This is a genomic window from Microbacterium sp. NPDC059771, from assembly GCF_042732495.1.
Classification (GTDB): domain Bacteria; phylum Actinomycetota; class Actinomycetes; order Actinomycetales; family Microbacteriaceae; genus Microbacterium; species Microbacterium sufflavum.
Window position 1 is genome coordinate 2,662,953 of the sequence record NZ_JBHWHK010000001.1, and the last position, 16,523, is coordinate 2,679,475.

Annotated in this window: 21 protein-coding genes; all 21 read right to left on the reverse strand. The window is 70.1% G+C overall.

The features are described from left to right. Positions 1-24 precede the first annotated feature (24 nt). The 21 genes from ACFV3I_RS12755 to ACFV3I_RS12855 all read right to left on the reverse strand — a co-directional run bounded on the left by ACFV3I_RS12755 (position 25) and on the right by ACFV3I_RS12855 (position 16,509). A complete protein-coding gene (locus ACFV3I_RS12755) occupies positions 25-486 on the reverse strand; it encodes a hypothetical protein (protein ID WP_136029227.1) in 462 nt (153 codons plus the stop codon). Then, positions 486-1,031, reverse strand: a complete 546-nt coding sequence (locus tag ACFV3I_RS12760) for a holin (protein WP_378822998.1) — start codon at positions 1,029-1,031, stop codon at positions 486-488. The genes ACFV3I_RS12755 and ACFV3I_RS12760 overlap by 1 nt, the downstream gene beginning before the upstream one ends. Continuing rightward, positions 1,028-1,606 (reverse strand): hypothetical protein, encoded by a 579-nt coding sequence (locus ACFV3I_RS12765; RefSeq protein ID WP_378823000.1) that lies wholly within the window; start codon positions 1,604-1,606, stop codon positions 1,028-1,030. Before ACFV3I_RS12765 ends, ACFV3I_RS12760 begins: the two co-directional genes overlap by 4 nt. 2 nt (positions 1,607-1,608) lie before the next feature. Then, positions 1,609-1,974 carry a hypothetical protein gene (locus ACFV3I_RS12770; RefSeq protein ID WP_136029223.1) on the reverse strand — a complete coding sequence of 122 codons (366 nt, stop codon included), beginning with the start codon at positions 1,972-1,974 and terminating at the stop codon, positions 1,609-1,611. A gap of 30 nt (positions 1,975-2,004) precedes the next feature. Next, positions 2,005-2,811, reverse strand: coding sequence for a hypothetical protein (locus ACFV3I_RS12775; RefSeq protein WP_378823002.1), 807 nt, complete (start codon positions 2,809-2,811; stop codon positions 2,005-2,007). Between the two features lie 2 nt (positions 2,812-2,813). Then, positions 2,814-3,788 carry a hypothetical protein gene (locus ACFV3I_RS12780; protein WP_378823003.1) on the reverse strand — a complete coding sequence of 325 codons (975 nt, stop codon included), beginning with the start codon at positions 3,786-3,788 and terminating at the stop codon, positions 2,814-2,816. Then, positions 3,788-4,855, reverse strand: a complete 1,068-nt coding sequence (locus ACFV3I_RS12785; protein WP_378823005.1) for a hypothetical protein — start codon at positions 4,853-4,855, stop codon at positions 3,788-3,790. The genes ACFV3I_RS12780 and ACFV3I_RS12785 overlap by 1 nt, the downstream gene beginning before the upstream one ends. Before the next feature lie 15 nt (positions 4,856-4,870). After that, positions 4,871-5,644, reverse strand: coding sequence for a hypothetical protein (locus tag ACFV3I_RS12790; protein ID WP_378823007.1), 774 nt, complete (start codon positions 5,642-5,644; stop codon positions 4,871-4,873). After that, positions 5,641-8,964 carry a tape measure protein gene (locus ACFV3I_RS12795; RefSeq protein WP_378823010.1) on the reverse strand — a complete coding sequence of 1,108 codons (3,324 nt, stop codon included), beginning with the start codon at positions 8,962-8,964 and terminating at the stop codon, positions 5,641-5,643. The genes ACFV3I_RS12790 and ACFV3I_RS12795 overlap by 4 nt, the downstream gene beginning before the upstream one ends. A 15-nt stretch (positions 8,965-8,979) precedes the next feature. Next, positions 8,980-9,342, reverse strand: a complete 363-nt coding sequence (locus ACFV3I_RS12800) for a hypothetical protein (protein ID WP_378823012.1) — start codon at positions 9,340-9,342, stop codon at positions 8,980-8,982. After that, positions 9,339-9,713, reverse strand: a complete 375-nt coding sequence (locus ACFV3I_RS12805) for a hypothetical protein (protein WP_136036968.1) — start codon at positions 9,711-9,713, stop codon at positions 9,339-9,341. Before ACFV3I_RS12805 ends, ACFV3I_RS12800 begins: the two co-directional genes overlap by 4 nt. Before the next feature lie 94 nt (positions 9,714-9,807). Further along, entirely contained in the window at positions 9,808-10,578 is a 771-nt protein-coding gene (locus tag ACFV3I_RS12810; protein ID WP_378823014.1) for a hypothetical protein, read from the reverse strand. Positions 10,579-10,678: 100 nt separating this feature from the next. After that, positions 10,679-11,119 carry a hypothetical protein gene (locus ACFV3I_RS12815; RefSeq protein ID WP_378823016.1) on the reverse strand — a complete coding sequence of 147 codons (441 nt, stop codon included), beginning with the start codon at positions 11,117-11,119 and terminating at the stop codon, positions 10,679-10,681. Further along, complete coding sequence (locus ACFV3I_RS12820) at positions 11,116-11,406, reverse strand: HK97 gp10 family phage protein (protein ID WP_378823017.1); 291 nt, start codon at positions 11,404-11,406, stop codon at positions 11,116-11,118. Before ACFV3I_RS12820 ends, ACFV3I_RS12815 begins: the two co-directional genes overlap by 4 nt. 14 nt (positions 11,407-11,420) lie before the next feature. Further along, the gene (locus ACFV3I_RS12825) at positions 11,421-11,831 is read right to left on the reverse strand and encodes a hypothetical protein (RefSeq protein ID WP_378823019.1); all 411 of its coding nucleotides are present in this window, start codon (positions 11,829-11,831) and stop codon (positions 11,421-11,423) included. Further along, positions 11,831-12,187 carry a hypothetical protein gene (locus ACFV3I_RS12830; RefSeq protein ID WP_378823021.1) on the reverse strand — a complete coding sequence of 119 codons (357 nt, stop codon included), beginning with the start codon at positions 12,185-12,187 and terminating at the stop codon, positions 11,831-11,833. Before ACFV3I_RS12830 ends, ACFV3I_RS12825 begins: the two co-directional genes overlap by 1 nt. Positions 12,188-12,205: 18 nt before the next feature. Further along, positions 12,206-12,571 carry a hypothetical protein gene (locus ACFV3I_RS12835; protein WP_378823023.1) on the reverse strand — a complete coding sequence of 122 codons (366 nt, stop codon included), beginning with the start codon at positions 12,569-12,571 and terminating at the stop codon, positions 12,206-12,208. After that, on the reverse strand, positions 12,571-13,485 hold the full coding sequence (locus ACFV3I_RS12840) for a hypothetical protein (protein ID WP_378823025.1): 915 nt from the start codon (positions 13,483-13,485) through the stop codon (positions 12,571-12,573). The genes ACFV3I_RS12835 and ACFV3I_RS12840 overlap by 1 nt, the downstream gene beginning before the upstream one ends. 14 nt (positions 13,486-13,499) lie before the next feature. Next, positions 13,500-13,862, reverse strand: a complete 363-nt coding sequence (locus ACFV3I_RS12845) for a capsid cement protein (protein ID WP_378823026.1) — start codon at positions 13,860-13,862, stop codon at positions 13,500-13,502. Between the two features lie 2 nt (positions 13,863-13,864). Further along, a complete protein-coding gene (locus tag ACFV3I_RS12850; protein WP_378823027.1) occupies positions 13,865-15,067 on the reverse strand; it encodes a head maturation protease, ClpP-related in 1,203 nt (400 codons plus the stop codon). Then, positions 15,064-16,509, reverse strand: coding sequence for a DUF935 family protein (locus ACFV3I_RS12855; RefSeq protein ID WP_378823029.1), 1,446 nt, complete (start codon positions 16,507-16,509; stop codon positions 15,064-15,066). Before ACFV3I_RS12855 ends, ACFV3I_RS12850 begins: the two co-directional genes overlap by 4 nt. Positions 16,510-16,523: the final 14 nt, after the last annotated feature.

Here is a 16,523-nt window from a genome sequence, read left to right on the forward strand (position 1 = left end):
GTGATGGGGATGATGTCGGCCATGTCAGCTCACCAGCCTTAGCTCCCCGATGAGGGGGTCGTCGAGGGGCATCTCCTGCCCCTGCGCGGGGGAATACAGCCACCAGCCCTTGTATCCGGGCGGTGGCGGGTCGAGGGACACGAGGACGCTCTGCGGCGACAGGGGCGCACCCGGGAGCGAACCGATCGGCCCGCCCTGCTCGGGCACGAACAGCCGATAGCCGAGCACGTCGTAGTGCGTGTACTCACCGCCGGGCTGCAGGTGCTCGATCGACACCGAATACCAGACGGTCGGCACGACCCCGTCGGTCGCCTCGAGCGTGACGGACCCGTTGCCGGCGGCGTCGGGGATCGTGACGATCGGGGTCGTCGGGAACAGCTGCGCCCCCTTCACGCCAGCCGACGACGGCGTGAAGATGACGCGCGGCGACTTGTCGGTGAGCGTCTCCAGTCCGAAGTCGGTCAGCGTGAAGGTGACGACGGCCATCACTCCCCCTTGAGGTCTCGACGCAGCTGCGTGGACGTGAGCTCTGCCGCCTCGCGCGGGTCCGTGGTGTCGAAGTGGTTCACCTGGTCGACAACGATCGCTGTCCCCGAGAGACGAAGCGGGCCGCGGATCGTGATGCCGTCGGAGGGCTGCATCGTCGGGTCCTGCGGAAGCGTGGCGAGCACGAGGCGCAGCAGCGAGGTGAGCGCGGCGATGAGTGCGGCCTGGACCACGGTCGACCAGGGGACGTCGGAGAGCAGTGTCGCGCCGAGGAATCCGGCGGCGAGGGCCTGGGCGAAGGTCTTGACGACGCGCTCGACGGCGGCGAGCCACCAGGGCAGGTTCGTGCCCTGCGTCTCGGGGAGTCCGGCGATGGACGTCGCGAGCGAGGCGAGGAAGCCGAGCGCGGCCGCGGATGCCGCGGTGATCCACGGGACATCGGCGAGCAGCGCGCCGCCGAGGTACGGGAGGACGATCGCGATGGCCGTGTAGAGAGCGCGCAGCAGCGCTGCCTTCCACCAGGTGCGGTCGGTGAGCTTGCTCATGGGGTGACTCCTGTCGTTGGGTGGACGCAGACGGTCGCCTGCGTCGGGGTGAACGGGCCGAGCTCGGTGCCGGCCATGGTGATCCAGCCGGTTACGGCCGTGGACCCGTCGGAGCAGAGCGGACCTGCGGGTCCGGTGGGGCCGGTCGCGCCGGTGGCGCCGGGAGGCCCGGCGGGGCCCATGTCGCCCTTGGGGCCGGTGGCTCCCGGTGTGCCCTGCGGTCCGGGGTCGCCGGTGTCACCCTTCGCGCCGGGTGCACCTGGGAGCCCTGCCGCGCCGGGCTGGCCGTCATCGCCTGCAGGGCCAGACGGTCCGCGCGGGCCGGGATCTCCTGCGGGTCCGGGGACGACCTCGGCGGGCGCTTCGCCCTCCGGCTCGACGCCCTCAGCGAGCAGCTGCTCGTAAAGGCTCTGCGCGTTGGCCTGCGACGCCTGCAGGTCGGCGTACATGTCCTGGTTCTCGGCGCGCAGCTGCGCGTTGTTCAGCGAGACCAGGACGATCGCACCGAGCACGAGCACGACGATCAGCGCGCCCATGACCTTGTAGCCGACGGTCCACATCTTCGTCGAGAACATGCTCAACCTCCTGCGATCTGTTGCAGACCGGTCGTCACGGTCCAGAGGACGATTCCGCCGATGACGGAGAGCAGGGCACCGAATCCGGCGAGGCCGATGGAGAACATCTGCTGCGCGCGGGTCTTCCGCTGCTCCTCCGCGATGCGGCGCGCTTCCTTCTCACGTTCGGTGTCGGCCTCTTCGAGGTCGCGGAGTCGCGCGTCCTGCCGGTCGTCGCGCTCCTTCTGGTTCGCCTGGACTTGCGCGAGCATCGAGGCGGTGACCATGTCGCGCGAGAGCCCGTCGAGGCGTCCGTTGATCTCGGTGCGCGTATCCCGGAGGTCGCTGCGCAGGATGTTGAACAGGGACGGTGGGAGCTCCTCAGCCATGCGCACCTCCCCCGACTACGCGCGTGCGCATCAGGCGACGCCGGTCAGCGCGTCCTTGACGCCGGCGGTGATCATCGCTTCGAGGCGTGTGAAGTCCCCGTCGGACAAGCCGCCCCGCTGGATGGTCGGCTTCGGGCAGAGCAGCCCGAACATGGCGAGCTTGTTCTTGTAGAGCTCGGTGCCGCCATCCGTGACCTGCGCGCCGTTGACGCGAGCGAACCGGAGATCCTGCCGGATCGACCCCATGTAGGAGCCGATCCAGTCGGCCTCGGCCTGGGTGTGCACGGCGACGAGAGCGCCGGTGCCCCAGTTGAGCCAGCACCAGGACGGCACGCCGTCGACGATCGCGAACATGGAATCGGGCATCTCGTCCTCCTCGGACTCGGGTCGTGCGGTGGTGGCGGGCGCGGTCGCGCTGCCGGTGGGGATCGGTTCGCCGAAGTGGCGGTCGCGCTTCTGGACGTACTCGAAGTGGTGGTCCTCACCGGGCACGTGCAGGCGGGTACGAATGAAGCCGTGCTCGGCGAGGATCGCGACGATCCGCGGGATCTTCCAGTCGTCGGAGTCGAGCGCGAGCCCGCTGACGTGGAACGACTCGGACGGGTGCACGGCCTTGCTGTGCCCCGGGTACAGCGCCGGCAGCCGCCCGGAGGCGACGTACCGGTTCCAGTTCGTGAACATGAGCATCTGGTCCGACCAGGACCGATACGTGGAGTTCGAGTCGATGTCGCGCCCGAACTCGGCCCGCACCTGCGCGTTGGCTCGGCGGAACGCGGCGGCCGCGACCGGGACGAACTGCACCCCGGGGCGTACGGTTTCGATGACGAGTCCACCCATGGCTACTCCTCTCCTGCCCGCACGCCGGGAAGCTCCCAGATCGATGCGGGCTCATCCGCGGGACCCTCGGGCTCCTGCGGCCGCTCGGGTTCCGCCTCGGGCTCCGGCTCGGTCGGGATCTTCTCCTCGAGGGGGAAGTCGGCCCCTTCGCGTTCGGCCTTCACAATCCAGTCGACGTCGCGGCCCGGGTCGCCGTAGATCGTGACCTTCCCGTCACGGGGCTTGTCGGCACCCACGAGGAAGGGCCGCCCGACCGCGGTGACGTGCACAGTCCGGCCGTCGGGCTTGTTCAGCGCCTCGAAGTAGTCCGGCAGCTCGACGTCGACGGACCCGTCCGGCCCGATGGTGGCCGTGCCGGTGTACTCGGTGCCGGAGACCGGTGATTCGGTCGAGCCGTGGCGCAGCCAGTAGCCGGGCTTCGTGGGGTGGTCGATCCGGAAGTTCTTCGGCCCGTCCACGTCGAGGCCGTCGGTGAGGAGGATTCCGCGGATGTCGACGTCGTTCGGGATGAGCACGGCGTTCGCTGCTTCCAGCACGAGGATGCTCGACGAGTACACGCGGCCGCCGTAGCCGCCCGCGCGGTCGATCCGCAGCGGGCCGGCCAGGACGCGACCGGTGCCGAGGGTGAGGTCGTTGTTCATCGTGACGGCGCCGTTCAGCGTCGTCGCGCCGGCCACGGTCAGTAGCCCGGCGATGCCCATCTGCCCGGAGGTGTAGAGGTCGCCGGTGACGTTGACCTCGCCTCGCAGGATCGAGGGACCCCACCAGTCGAAGGTGCCGCTGCCGGTGAGCTTGCCCGCGACAGTTGCGATGCCGTCGACGTTCAGGCCGCCGTTCTCGATGGTGATGAACCCGCCGCTGTGCACGCGGAGGCCGGCGCTGCCGATGCCGGAGCGCTGGATGAGCGCGGTGGTCTGATCCTTGATCAGGCGGACGAGCTGGGCGTAGGTCATCTTGAGGTCGAGGTGGTCGACCATCAGGCACCTCCGGTCGGCTGGAACGCGACGCGCACCTGCTCGGACAGGTCACCGGAGATCCGGACGGCCTGCCGCGAGTGCCATCCGCTGGGGATCCACCAGTCGCGGTCGACGTGCATGCGCGCGGTGTCGCCGATGTCGATCTGGGTGTCGGCGGTCACGGTGACGTCCCACTGCTCGGTCGGGGAACCGAACGTCTTGAGGTCCTGGAGGGTGAGCGCTTGCAGCTGGACACTGTCCGCCACGGTCTTCGATGCGGTGACCCGCTCGAGGAGCGGGAGCGGTGAGGACGGGTTGACGTTGGATCGGGTGAGCATGTCCTGCTCGGACCCCTCGCCCACGCGGATGGCGTTGTTGGTGACCCGGGCGGCGTCCTCGCGCCACTTCAGCGCGGTCACGGGTGACGTCGGGGTGGAGACGTAGATATCTCGGCTCAGGCCGCTCGTCCAGCCGATGCCGGCGCGTACGTACCAGTAGACCTTCCCCTGCTCGCTCAGCCGCGGCTCGAGGTAGATCTCCAGGCCTTCCGCGACGAGCTCGGCGAACATGTCCGCCACCGTCTGCAGGTGGTAGCCGTAGTAGGTGCGGGTGACGGCGGGTGCGTCGGCGTGGCCGGGGATGGTGACGGGGAACATCGCGCTGGGCGTGCCGGTGTAGCTGTCTCGCGCCCAGATCAGGGCGACGTTCGCGTGGGTGGCGAGCGACGCGGTGATCGTGACCTGCCACTTCTCGACGCCGTTGATGGAGTGGTCGACGGCGAGGCGCTTCTCCAGCAACGCCCACAGGTCGCCGAGCTGCACGTGCAGCAGCGGCGACCCGAAGTCGTACTCCCGGCCGGTGATGTACCCGGCGTAGGCGACTCGTCCACCGCGCACGAGCGCGAGCATCCGCTCCCATGGGCGGGTCAGCCCGCGGAAGTCGAGGTCGCGCCACGGGGAGGCGAGCGGGATCGTCGCGGACCCGTCGCCGCGTGCGGACAGCAGCCGGTCGTACGTGAACGCTGTGACCGGCAGCCGGTCCAGCACGTCCCCGGTGATGCCGTGGCAGGCGAGAACGGCGTGCTGCATGGGCACCTCCAGGCGTCAGACGAATGTGTCCCGGACATCGACGCGCAGCGCGCCGGCGCTGATCGTGTGGGCGAACGCCGTCACGCCGGGCGCGATCGTCCACGGCTCCCACACGGTGATGCCGCCTTCGACGCGCGTCCCGTTGATGAGCAGCCCGCCGGTGGCGGTGTCGATGACGTGCGGTTGCGCGGCTGTCAGCGCGCGGGTGACGACGATGCGGCGCCCGCCGGGCCCGTTGATCGTGTACCCGCCGGGGGCGGTTCCGGTGACCGTGAACGTCGGCCAGGCGGGGAAGTTGCCGAAGTGGGTTGCGGGCACCCCGGCGGGGAAGGACTGGACCGCGCCGAAGCGGCGCGGGTCGCGGCAGACGAACTGCCAGGTGAACGTCGCGCAGTGGAACCCTTCCCGGATCCCGGCGGGCTTCACCCGGGTCATCCCCCGGCGCGCGTTCGCCCAGGTGGTCTCCCCGTAGAGGTCGACCTCGACCTGGAATGCGTCGCCGGTCGCGCCGAGCCAGCGCAGCTGGTTTCCTCGGCGCACTCGGTCGGGGCCGGTCGGGGCGAGGATGACGCCCTCGACGGATACGACGCGCGCGGACTGCAGCACTTCGAAGTCGAAGTCGCCGTGCTCCGAGGGGCGGGCGATCGCCTCCGAGCGCGGCTCGGTCGAATCCTCCCACCCCTCGAAGCCGTCCTTGGTGACGTAGAAGCCGCCCGCGGGCGGGATGCCGTGCAGGGGTGCGCTTTCGATGAGGAGGCCACCGGATCGGATCCGCAGATCGTGCATCACAGCAGCCCCCTCAACGTCGCCATCAGGTCGTTCTTCGTCATCTGCGAAGCGACCTCCGGGTCCAGGTGCGCGAAGTTGTTCGTCTGTTGCACCACCGGCGCGTCGGACGTCCCACTTCGCAGCGAACCGTTCGGCGCGTCACCCGGTCGCGGGTTCGCGGCGACGGTGGCGGTGACGGTCGTCATCGCTCGCTGCGCCTTGGCCGAGGCGTCTTTCGCGACGTCGACCAGCGTCGCCCCGAAGTCCCCCGCCCCGTCCTTCGCTCCCGCGTTGAACTGGTCGAGGGTCGCCCGGCCGGACTCCTTCAGCCGCCGCCACCCCGACCCCGACAGGGGGCCGCGCTTGGCGGGCGAGTGCGGGAAGAAGTCGGTGATCGTGTCGACGATGTCGCCGACCGCGTCGCCGAGAGATCCCACCATGCTGAAGAAGCCGTCGATGATGCCCTGGATGATCTGCGCTCCGAGGTCGAGCCAGTCGACTTCGGCGAGGCCGTTCCAGATCGCTTCGATGATCTGCGGGATCATCGCGATGATCTGCGGAATCGCTTCGATCAGCCCGGTGATGATCGCGACGACGAGCGTGATGCCTGCCTCGATCAGTCGCGGCAGCTGCGTCAGCAGGTTCGAGACCAGCTGGACGATCAGGGTGATCGCGGCCTCGATCAGCATCGGGAGCGCGTCGATCAGCCCGGTAATCAGCGACATCAGCAGCTGGATGCCGGCCTCGATGATCATCGGCAGGTTGTCGATGATCATCTGGGTCACGCCCGCGACCAGGTCGATCACGGCCTGCAGCAGGACCGGGAGCGACTGCACGAGGCCCATGACGAGCGCCATGAGCAGCTGCACGCCGCCGCTGATGATCTGCGGGAGTGCGGCCACGATCGCGGTGAGCAGACCACTGACCAGCTGCAGCGCACCTTCGACCAGGACCGGCAGCGCGCTGATGAGGCCCTCGACGAGAGCGCCCACCACGGAGATCGCGCCGTCGATGATCGCCGGAAGGTTCGACACGATCGCATCGATCAGTCCGGACACGAGCGCGACCGCGCCCTGCACCAGCAGCGGCACCGCCTGGACGATCCCGGCGATGAGGCTCTGCACGATCGACCCTGCCGCCGTGAGCAGCTGCGGGATCGCTGCGACCAGGCCGCCGACGATCGACGGCACGACCGAGACGACCTGATCGATCAGCCCGGGGAGGCCCGCGATGATCTGGTCGACGATCCCGGTGATCCCGGACGCGAGCCCGGCGAAGTCCCCGCCGGACAGCGCGAGCCCGGCGAACGCGGCCGCGACGATCCCGAGGGGACCGCCGAGGGCTGCCAGTGGGCCGGTGAGCCCGCCGAGCATCGACCCGACCAGAGGCAGCCGGGACAGGATCCCGGCCAGTCCCCCGGCCCCGAGTGCCGCGAACGCGGCGCCCAGCGGCGCGAGCACACTGGTCAGCCCGCCCAGTCCGGCACCGGCGAGGGATGCGCCTTCCCCGATCTTGGTGAACAGGCCGGTGAGCCAGTCCATCGCGGGGCCGACGACGCGCACCAGCACGGCACCGAACGCCGTGGCCCGCTCCTCGATGGGACCGAGCGCGGACGTCGCCGCTGCGATCAGGGGCCCGATCTTGGAGTAGACGGGCTCGAGCGCGTTCGCGCCGATGCGGCCCATCGCGGCGAGGAAGTTCTTCGCCGCGCCCGGGACGGTCTTGCCCATCTCCGCGGCCACGGTGCCCGCAGCAGCTTCGGCCGCACGCGAGAACGTTTCGAAGTCGATCTCGCCACGGGAGGCCATGTCGAACACTTCGCCGGCGGTGACGCCGAGCTGGTCCGCGAGAGCCTGATAGATCGGGATGCCGCGGTCGGCGAGCTGGCTGATGACGTCGTTCTGGACACCGTTCGCCTGGGTGGCGGCACGGTTGAAGATCGACCCCATCTCTTCCATCGAGAGCCCCGCCGCGGAGGCGTTGTTCGCGATGTTCTTGAGGTGGGACTGCAGCTGCTCGCCGGGCTTGATGTTCGCCGCGACTGCGGCGGCGGCCACGGTGGCCGCCTCGCCGAGCCCGAAGCTCGTGCCGCGCACGGACGACATCGCGTCGCCCATGATCGTCTTCACGGACTCGGCGTCGTTCCCGAGGCCGGTCAGCTTCGCGCGCGCGGTGTCGATCGCGGTGAGGCGGCTGAAGCCCTTCCCGAACGCGACACCGATGCCGATCGCGGCGGCGGAGACCGCGCCGGTGGCGGCTGTCTGGATGCCGCGGCCGAGAGCACCACCCGCGGCGGACGCCGCGCGGCCTGCAGCGGAGACGACGCCCTGGAACGCGGAGGCCGCGGCCGACCCCAGCCGAGGCAGACCGGAGACGAAGCTGCTGACCAGGCGCTGAGCGGCCGGGCCGCCGACGGCGGCGATCTTCGCGAACGCGCCCCGCACCTGGGTGGTGACCGGGCTCATCCACGACGCGACCCGGGAGCCGAGCTTCACGAACGGCGACGCCAGGAGCGTCGCCTGCGCGGAGACGTACCCGGTGAGCGGGCTGAGCGCGCCGCGCACGGTCGAGCCGACCGACCGCAACGACTTCGACAGCCCGGCGGCCAGGCGTCCGCCGACCTGCGTGGCCAGCGCCGCGAACGCGCGCGACGCCTGCGCCGCGGCGGTCCGGGCGATGGTGCCCAGCCGGGTCAGGCCGGACATGTCGGACACGGCGCGCAGCACGCCGCCGATGGACCCGGCAATGCCGGTGAATGCGGACTGTGCCGCACGGGCGTCCGTCCATCCGGCGCGGAGGTTCTGCACCATGCCGAGCAGCGAGGTCGATGAGCGCCCCGCCGTGTCGGCGAGCTGCGCCGTGGCGGCACGGGCGGCGACCTGCGCGGCTGCGAGGCGCGCGGACGCGGCGGTGACGGCGTCGGCGGCGACGGCGTGGGTACGGCGCACCGCGGCGAGGCGTTCCTCGGCGGCGACCGCGACGGCGGAGTCCGCGCCGGACTTCGCGATCGCTTCCTGCAGCCGCACCTCGGCGACGCGCACACGCCCGGCCTCGTCCTGCTGCTTCAGTCGCGCCCGGGACAGCGCGGCGGACGCGGCGGCGACTTCGCCGTTCAGCTTGCGCATCGCGTCAGCGCCCAGTCCGGCCGCCGAGGTGTTCAGTGCGGACTTCAGGTCGCGGCCGAGCGCACGCCCGGCCGCGGTCCCTGCGCCCTTGAAGCCGCCCTCGAAGGTCTTCGCACCGGCGGCGCCCGCCGCCCGGGTCTCCTTCGACACGCGCGACTTGAACCCGGTCATCACCGGGAAGATCGACACGTGACCGGAACCGACCTCGGAGGACATCAGCACCCCCTCGGGTCAGGACGCGAACACGAGGCCCGCTTCCATGTCGGCCTGTGCTTCGGCAACCTCCGCGGCGTCCGCGGTGGTCGTGGTGCGCCGCGGGTCAGGGAGAACCCACGGCACGAGTTTCTTGGACGCCTTCGGGCCGAGCTCGGCCACCAGCGACAGCAGTTCCCGGGTGGTCGCGGGATACGACCACCCGGCGAGCTTCGCGCCCAGGTGCGTGCCGGGGTCGGCGGAGGCTTCCTCGATGAGGAGGCGCGCTTCGCCCCAGGTGAGGCCGTCGCCCAGGTCAGAGATGCCTACACCGAACGTCTCGCGCAGCGTGCGCGCGACGCTTCCCCGGTGCTCTCGGATGACCCGGGCGACGGCGATCATTCCGGGAAGGCCGCCTGCTGGACGCGCTGCAGCACACGGAAGTACTTCTCGGCGAGGATCGCGCCCTCGACCATGTCCCGCTTGCCGAAGTCGGCGGAGATCGCTTCGCCGCCGATCTCGGTGAGGATGGCCTTGAACTGGTCGATCGGGGTGGAGTAGTCCGCCTGCAGCTGGTCGATGAAGTCGAAGCTGAGCGTGAGCGGCACCTCGATGATCGTGCCGTCACTGAGGCGGCCGATGAACCGCTTCTCGACGATGATGTACTTCACCTCGGGGACGGCCGCGGCGATCGCCTTCTCTTCGGCCTCCTCCGACCAGTTGTCGAAGTCGTACTCCGGTGCGGCTTCCGTCTTGCTCTTGGGTGTTGCCATGGTGATGGTCTCCTAGTCGGGTCATCGGGTGGTGTCGGGTGGGTGTGGAGTGGCTGGTCGGGATGACCCGACGACATCCCGACCAGCCGGTCTGTCAGGCAGCGGCGCCCGCGGCCCAGCTGTCGCCGTCCCAGTGCGCCTGGGAGGCGTTGCCGAGCACGACGTACTGCCCGGTCGTCCACGCGGTGGTCTCCCCCAGCGCGCCGAGCGCCTGCAGCGCCGCGAGCGTCGCGGGCGCGGACGCCCCGGCGGGGGTGAACGCGCCGGGGGTGCCGGCCGTGACGCCGGTCGCCGCGACGGAGCCGGGGATCGCGGGGCCCCACTGCCAGAACGGCGCGCCGTTGAACAGCTCGTCCTCCTGCCAGGTGAACGTCACCGCGATGCCCTCGACCTCGCCGCGCGTCTGCTGGTCGGGCTCGACGGCGGTGACCGACGCGACGCCGACCTGCCGCTTCTCGAGGCCGCCGCGGTAGCGGGTGACGACGTAGAGGATGAAGCGGTTGCCGGGCAGCGACGACGAGACCTCGATCACGCCGTTCTCGTCGGGCTCGGCGCCCTCGGTGAGCGCCATCACGGCGGCGTTCTGCTCGGCGAGGTTGATGACGACGGCGCGGGTGCCCTCACCAGCGAGCGTGTAGCCCTTCTGGAAGAACTCGATCGCGTCGCCGGTCTCGCGCGAGGGCGCGGGCCCGCCGTCGACCTTGTACAGACCGAGGCGGCGAGCGGCCGCCGGCAGCACGAGCGGGCTCGCGCCGAGCGCTTCCTTCGCGATGACGTTGGCGAGATCGACCGGGGCGAACGCGCCCATACCGGTGATCGGAACGCCAACGGCCGCGAGGTCGTTGCCCTGGGAATCGGCAGTCATGGGTGTTCTCCTTCACATGAAGAAGGCCCCGCGGGTGCGAGGCCGGATGGGGTGGAACGGTCACGTCGACTGCCGACGTATCCGTGTGTCGGGTGATGGCTCACCAGGAGCCGGCCGCGACGTACTGCGCCGTCAGGTAACGGCGGGCGACGTCGAGCTGTTCGGGGACCGCATACGGGCCGTTGCACCCCGACGGGTCGACGGCGGCGATCGGCGGTGCGGAGATCGGGGGCGGCACGTCCAGCCCAAGGGGGAGATCGAGATCGAACAGGACGCCGGCGAGCCAGAGCGCGAGGTCGTTCGCGGGCTTGTCGTTCAGCCGGGTCCCGGCGAGCACGGATGCCCCGATGGAACGCTCGAAGGTCACGTGCGAGAGCCGTGGGCCGGAGTCGTCACGGATGACGATGAGCGGCCGGGTCATCGGCACGGTGAGCTTGGGCGGCTCCTTGTTCGACACCGAGACGTCCAGCCCCTCGGCCGCGGCGAGTGCGCGCACGTAGCCGGTCAGCCACAGCTCGAGATCCGGGGGCGTGACCCTCATTGCTTGGCCTGCTTCAGCGCGCGGGCAAGGTTGCCCGTCCTCGACTCGATGAGGAGGGTCTTCTCGTCAGAGCCGACGACGCGGGTCGTGCGCCGGTAGCGGGACTCGTGGTGCTCGATGTGCAGCCCGTCGCGGTACTCCTCGGTATCGACCGGTGCGGAGGCCTGCGCGATCCCCAGAGCACGGTTGCCGATGCCGTCCACGAGCGCCTCGACCCTCGGCTGCCGAAGGATGGTCTCGAAGAAGGCCTCGTTGAACTCGACGTCGGTGTCACCGCTGCGTGCCATGGATCCTCCTCGGGTCAGCCGACCGCGCGGGTCAGCGGGATCTCTCGCGGCGGCGTCCAGCCGGTGAACGGGTTCGTGTCCGCCGCGGGCGGGACGCCGTCGATGCTGTACGTGTCCCCCGTCATCACGGTCCCTTCGGGAACCGTGGTCGCATCGTCGGGCAGCGGCGGGGCGAAGGTGCCGGTGAAGATCCGGTCACCCTTCTGCACGTCGAACGCGCCATCGCAGAACAGCGACTTGGCTTCGAGCGCCTGCTCGCGGGTCGCGCTGGTCAGCATCGACGTCGACGTCTGCGCGACGAACGCGCCAGGAATGGGGAGCACGGCGGGGACCGACCAGTCGCCGGGGATCTGCTCGCCGGAGTACGGGTCGGTGATGGTGCCGGCGCGCAGCCGGTAGACGGTGGATCCGAATGGGAAGTCCATCAGTATCGCTCCGGCCAGATTCGGGCGATGGGGCGCTCGAGCGGGAACGATCCGCGCGGGGAGCCTGCGGCCGACGGCGCCGGGCACAGCGAGCGCAGTGCACGGCGGGGCTGTCCGTCGAACGCGGACTGGATGTCGGCGTACTCGACGGATGCCGCGCCGATGCGCTGCCCCTTCACGAAGCGGGACCCGCGCGTGGCGATGTCCTTGTAGACGCGCTTGAGGATGGCGAGGGCGTCCTTCTGCCCCTCGCTGCCGTCGGCGAACGAGGAGATGCAGGGGGCGATGTCGCGAGCCACGATGAGGACCTCGCGTGCGAGGTCCTCATCGGTGCCGATCTTGTCGTGCGTGATCACTCCATCGCCCCCTGACTCTTACTGCTTGTTGTCGTCCGCGATCAGCGCGGCGACGATCTGCGGGCGGTGGCCCGGTTCGGCGGGGACGATCTTCGCGGCGTCCTCGCGGTCGCTGTTGCGCTTGTCGATCTCGGCCTTCAGGTCGGGGACCTTCACGCCCTTGTAGACGCCCTCATCGACGTCCTCGGCCTCGTCGGGCTCGGCGGCGTCCTCGACGTCGACAGCCTCGATGAGACCGCGATCGATGAGCCGCTCGAGCTGCTCGTCGGCCACGCCGGCGGGGACGACGTCGCCGCGTCGCAGGATGACCGCGACGCGGTTGCCGCCCGCTGCGCCGATGGACACCTTCGCGGCGGCCGCCGCCACGATGTGCTGGGTGCTCATCACGGCGCCTCCGTTCCGGTCAGGTAGAACCCGGCGAGCGGGTTCGTCACGATCGGCACGTGGACGTTGCGCGCCTGCAGGCGGGTCTTGTCCGCCTTCGGCTCGCGGATGGAGGCGATCTCCACACCGGTGTCGCCGCCGATGGCGCGGTATTCCGGCGAGGGGATCTGCTCGCGGGCGATGCCGCCGAGACGGCGCCGGTCGACGAACAGCGGATCGGTGATGTCGTCGCCGTCGTCGGAGATCCACGTCAGCCCGCCCACGGTGGGGAAGGTGTCGGTGAGCGCCTGACGGTCGTCCTTGGGCAGGATCTCGAGCAGCTCGGGGATCACCTCGGCGTACTGCTCGGAGGGCAGCACGACCACGTCGACGTCGTAGCCGAGCTTCTGGCGGCGCACGGCCGCCTTCACCCGCAGGGCGTCCTTGTAGATCTGCTTGCCCGTGGTCCACGCCGCTCCGGCCGCGATCGTGTTCGTGATCGACGACGCGACGGCGCCGAGCGCTGCCTCGTTCGCCGAGAACACGAGCTCGGTCTGCAGGAACGCGAACGCCTCGTCGACCGGCTGCCGCAGGAGTCGGCCGACCTGCTCGTCGGTGATCTCCGTGGCGAGGCCGTCCTTGGCGGCGGAGTAGAACTCGTACTCCTCGGCCGACATCGGCGTGAGCTTGTACTCGGCGCCGGGGGCGACGATCTCGGCGCCACGCTGGGCGCGGATGACCTCGTTGATCGGGACGCCGATGGCGCCGCCGGTGATGGTGTATCGACCCTGGAGCAGGTACAGGCCGAGGAACTGCTGCGCCTGGAGGATCTCCGCGAATCGTCGAGCGACGAGCGTGGGGGACTTCAGGAACGCGATCACATCCGCGGCCGTGGTGTTGGCCTGCTGGCTGGGCGTCAGCGGGTAAGTCTGCATCGTGCTCTCCTTTCTCAGAGCTGGATGGCGCGCACGAGCGCGCCGTCCGCGGCGGACGTCAGGGCGAGGAAGACCGGATCGCCGGTGCTGACCGTGCGGACAGCGCCTGCGGCGGCGGTCTCGAGCTTCTGGCCGCGGGTGATGGCACCCGATGCCTTCAGCTCGTGGATGGGCTTGCCGATCTCGACGGTCAGCTTGTCGCCGACGGCCGCGTCGTGGCCGGCGACGCCGACGTACTTCGCGGATGCCGCGGCGGCGGGTGCGACCGACATGTCGGCGGTGCCGACCTCGACGGCCTGACCCGCGGTGACGGCGGCCGTCACGTTGCAGGTGACGGTGTCACCCGGACGGAACAGGGGCAGGTAGCTCTTGGCCATGATCAGGCCTCCTTCTCGGTCGAGCCGTACACCGAGCCGTACAGCGCGTCGTCGGCGCTGGTGAGGGTGTCGGAGTGGCCGACCTCCTCGACGGGCACGGCGTTCTTCGGCAGCGTCGCCAGGAACGCGACCGTGCCGGTCTCGTTCTCGTCGAGCTGGGCGCGGATCACGTCGCGCGATGCGGCGGCGATGCGACCTTCCCGCAGCGCGGTCGCGACGATGCCGTCGCGGCGCGTGCGCTCCTGCTCGCTGTGCGCCTGCGCGCCACGGTCGGCCTTCGCCTGCAGGTCGGCGAGCACCGCCTTGTCGATCGCGGTGAAGCCCTCGGGAAGGGCCGCGGCCGGGGCCGCCGGGGTGTCGGCCTGCTCGGCGAGGACCTCGTCGAGAGCTTCGAGCAGCATCTCGTCCGAGGCTTCGGCATCGGTCACGCCGAGCCGCTCGCGAAGGCCAGCCTTGATGGTGTCGCTCACGATGAGCTCCTCCTTCTGGTTGGGGGTACCCGGCTCGGTCGAGTCCGGGGTCTTGAGGTCGGCGCGCGCGGCGGCTCGGCGGCCGTCCTTCCGCGCGAACACCGACAGGTCGAACTTCGCCTTCGCGGCCTCGGCGTCTCCGACGCCCTCGATCCGGTCGGCGAGCTTCTCGGCGACGGCCTGCTCGGCGGTCAGGAAGCGGTCCTTGTCCATCTCGGCGAGCCAGTGCTCGACCGTGTCGCCGGACTTGGCCGCGTACACCGAGGCGATGTTCCGGTCGAAGGAGGTCTCGAGCTCGTCGGCGACGTCGCGGAGATCCGCGGCGTCACCGATCACGACGGCCCAGGCGTTGTGGATGTAGAGCTGGCTGTTCTGCATCATCACCAACTCATCGGCGGCGACCGCGATGAACGAAGCCGACGACGCGGCGATGCCCTCCACGACCGCGGTGACCTTCGCGGGGTGCGAGCGCAGCGCGTTCATGATCGCGATGCCCTCGAACACCTCGCCGCCGGGCGAGTTGATCAGCAGGCGAATGTCGGTGACGTCGTCGGGCAGCTCGTCGAGGACGCGGGTGAACTCCTTCGCGGAGACGCCCCACCACTCCCCCCAGCTGTCGATCGGGTCGTACAGGCGAAGCGTCGCGGTCGTGCCGCTGGTCTTCGCCGACGGCAGTTCGGCACGGATCGGGGTGCGCTCGACGCTCGCGCGCCCAGCGGGTCGGAACGGGTTCATGCGGCCTCCTCGGGCGGTTCGGTCTCGGTGGCGGGCATGCGACTCACGTCCGGCCCGTCGCCCTCGAGCCAGTCAGCGCCAGCTCGTCGGATGAGGTCGCGGACCTCCTCCTGCCGCAGCGGCGGCTTGTCGGTCGCGAGGTATCCCTGCTGGGCGGCGCGCACGGCGGCCGCGGCGCGCTCGGCTTCCGTACGTCCGTCCTCGCCATCGGCGATGAGCTCCTCGACGGGCAGGCCGAACTTGTCGCGCACGTAGGCGCGCAGCCCGGCGTCCGGCGTCACGGCGCCGGAGTCGATGAGTGCCTTGATGGCCTCGGCGGTGATCTGCTGCTGTTCGCCGATCATCGCCGGCACGAGCCGCGGCGCGGGCTCGGTTGGACCCCAGTTATGGTCGACGAGGTCCTCGATGACGTGCTGGTTGATGACGTCGGCGACCTGCTGCGCGACCGCGTTGAGCGAGTCCGTGAAGAAGTTCGCGAACGTCGACCCGAGCGCCCACGACCCCGTCTCCGTGCCGAGGTTGAGGAAGTGCGCGAGCACGGCGCGCGCGATCTGCTCGTCGTAGTACCGGATCGGGCCTTCGGTGTCGGGCAGCTTGCCGTTGACTCCGATGAACTTCAGCTCGGCACCATAGGGCAGGGACACGCCGGCGTTCTCGCCTGCCCGTGCATCCTTCGCGACGGCGAGCCCGTTCGCGATCTGCTCCTCGAGCCACGCGACCGTCTCCTCGAAGGATCCGTTCTCGGGCGGCTGTCCGCTGATGTAGACCGGGAGGCCGAGGCCGTTCCGCTCGGCTGTGAGCGCCTGGATGCGCAGCAGCCGATCCTTGAGCAGCCACATCTTGTAGGCCGCGCGCAGCAGCGACTCGCCGACCCAGTTCGCGCCCTCGCGCTCGTTGACGAAGGCGACCAGCCGGTCGACCGGGATCTTCACCTCGGCCTTGCCGCCGATCCCGTGCTGCTTGATCGCGACGAGTCCGCCGTCCTTCGCGACGTCGATGTCCGAGATCGTGCGCGGCGGGCGCCAGGCGAGCTTCGCGAGATGGGTCGCGCCGGATGACTGGTCGTAGACCTGCTCGAAGAAGCTGTGCCCGTAGACGAGCATCAGCAGCGCCAGGCGCAGGAACTCCTTGAACGAGAACCGGCCCTTGGTGCGCAGCGGTGCCGTGAACGCCTCGCCCTTGATCGGCAGGCCGAGGTCGGCGGCGATGTGAGCGACGACCTCGGGGCGGCATCCGGTTCCGTCGATGACCCACTCGGTGCGCATAATCGGCAGCGTCACTGCGCGGAGCACGGACTTCACCTGCGGGTCCTCGCGGCGCATCCGGTCGAACACGTTGATCGACTGTGGCCACTGCAGGTCCGGGTTGTCCTCGTGCGTCTCCACGGTGAGCTTGCCCCATCCGAGAAGTCCGGCATCCGCCTGGTATCCGATCTCAGCCAAGGCGGGACCTCCTT